Source organism: Fundidesulfovibrio putealis DSM 16056, from assembly GCF_000429325.1.
Classification (GTDB): Bacteria; Desulfobacterota; Desulfovibrionia; order Desulfovibrionales; family Desulfovibrionaceae; genus Fundidesulfovibrio; species Fundidesulfovibrio putealis.
The window spans coordinates 1-1,995 of the sequence record NZ_AUBQ01000030.1 but is presented as its reverse complement, the minus strand read 5'-3'; the positions used below and the strand labels follow the sequence as shown (position 1 = coordinate 1,995).

The window sequence follows — 1,995 nt, the reverse complement described above, 5'->3', positions numbered from 1 at the left end:
GGGGTCACGGCGTCCAGGGTGCCGGAGATCTTGAAGGAGTCCTCAAGGATCTGGCAGTAGTTGGAGAGCCGCGACGGGGCGGTGCGGGCGGTGGCACCCTGTATAGGGTGTTGATTTTGGCAATACTGCTATAGCTTGAGAAGTAGTGAGGCTCGGTGCCCTAATCGTCCAGGGGCTTGCTTCTTAGGCAGTTAGTCGTTAAGTTTTAAAAAAATAATATCAGGTTGAATGAATGTGTAACGTGTTTGCGAGGATTTTTAGGCCGTTGTCGGCGGTCGTTCTTGGTGTGCTGGCTGCATATCTGACGGTCCTGCTCATCGCGAGGGTATTCAAATGATTTTTAAAAAGATTCTTGGCTGTTTTTGGCTTTCTGATACAGACAGGATAAGGATTTTCATTGTTGAGGTTTATGTAAATTGGTTTATAGTCTCTCTGACATTAATTTTGATTAAATAGAAAAATTCTGTTGCTGCTTGCCTAGGCGAATCTTTGTTTGTGGAGGCTATGTGATGTGTAGGTGGTTTGCTGACTTCTTCATTGCTTACTTTACGTCAGTCGTGTTGTTTTTGTGTGTTTATTCAAAAAATGTATACTGATGTCTAAGTGTTAATGATGAATAAATTCATGATGCTGGCAGCAGCTCTTGTTGGTGCATTGCTTGCATTCGCAACAGAGTCGTTTGTGCTGTCGCTGTTTCGTTGATATGAGTCCTGTATTTGCCAAGCAGGAAGCATTGTTTTGCTTCCTGTTTGGCATATGCTGTGGTGCTACTTTCTCGGAGGAAGTTCTGGTGTTTTTGTATCCTCTTCGTAGAATGCAAGAGCTGCGGGCACAGCGACTCGATTGCCAATCCACGGGCCAACAACTGGTATTAGCCCAGTTGCAGCCTTAACTGCTCCTCCAGCAATTGAAGCCCGCATTTTGGGTGGCAGCCGGTTGAAGGGTGAATCTGCACGCCCTGGCAAAATAGTTGGGTACGGTTCCGCTCCGATTGGTGCCTGGTCAAATGGGAGTTGGGGTTGCGCTTGTTCAATTTTCGGATAGTCCGCAGCAGGCCCAGTTTCTAGGGCTTGATTGTTGTAATGAACCTCCCTCTCATGATCAGTCCACCGATAGTCCTCGTGTGTGCTGTCGTCGCTTCTCTCGCTCATGTTGCGTCTCCTTCTTTAGTCGGTCTTGTTGGTTGTTGAATTGGACGTCACCGTGTCCACCGCGTCCACACCCCCGCAACTGATGATCTTGTTCCCCGTGGCCAGTGTGTTGTTGCTCGTGTCGTCGCAGGCCTTGAATTCAGGTCGCGTCTTCAGCAGCCAATCCAGTTGGTCCTGGTCCATGTTCATGGCGTGGACGTTGGTCTCGAAGTCGCCGCGCGGCATGTAGATGGGAATTACGGCCTCGATGCGGCAGTCCTTGAAGAAGCCGCGCTGGTCACTGGGCAGGCTGCGCAGAAATTTGGTCAGGGCCAGGATGGACAGGTTGTCCTGGGTTGCGGAGGCCACCAGTTCTTCCTCGGTGAACGTTATGCGATGCTCTATCATGGCTCGTCCTATGGGAGGGGGGCGGGCCGTGCGGCCCGCCCCGTTGTGGTTGTGAACCGGCTAGGCTGTTAGTCGGTCGCGCACTTCTTGCATTTGGCGGCGGACTTCTCGTTGTGCATCACGAAGGTGGCCTCCACGATGGACTGGCACTTGATAGAGTCGCCGGTCTGGGCCAGTTCCACGCACTTGAACGGGCGCAGGAAGGCCATGGAGCAGCGGCTGGGGTCGTAGACGTACACGCGATCGTACTTGGTCCCGGCGTCGTCGTCCTTGGCCAGGTAGCGGTCGATGGTGACCTTCATGCGCCCGAAGGGGGTTTCCAGCACCATGACGGCCATGACCAGGGTCTGCTCCGAGGCGTTGGTGTTCACGGTGATGCGCCCGGCCTGGTTCCAGTTGGCGATCTTGCGGGCCTGCACCGGTCCCACCAGGATCATGCTGGGTTCGCCGCCCGCCT

General features: G+C 53.2%; 3 protein-coding genes. All 3 read right to left on the bottom strand.

Annotated features, from left to right (window positions below; all coding sequences use genetic code 11):
* On the bottom strand, window positions 1-104 hold a 104-nt coding region (locus G453_RS29205), incomplete at its 3' end, for an SU10 major capsid protein (RefSeq protein WP_169725360.1).
* 1,062 nt (window positions 105-1,166) lie between these two features.
* The gene (locus tag G453_RS0116745; RefSeq protein WP_027191969.1) at window positions 1,167-1,538 is read right to left on the bottom strand and encodes a hypothetical protein; all 372 of its coding nucleotides are present in this window, start codon (window positions 1,536-1,538) and stop codon (window positions 1,167-1,169) included.
* 68 nt (window positions 1,539-1,606) lie between these two features.
* Window positions 1,607-1,995 (bottom strand): SU10 major capsid protein (locus tag G453_RS28485; RefSeq protein ID WP_027191968.1); only part of this gene is annotated, 389 nt, incomplete at its 5' end.

Coding starts and splice junctions, on each gene's coding strand:
- G453_RS0116745 (WP_027191969.1), bottom strand. CDS start 1,538: ATGATAGAGCATCGCATAACGTTCACCGAGGAAGAACTGGTGGCCTCC.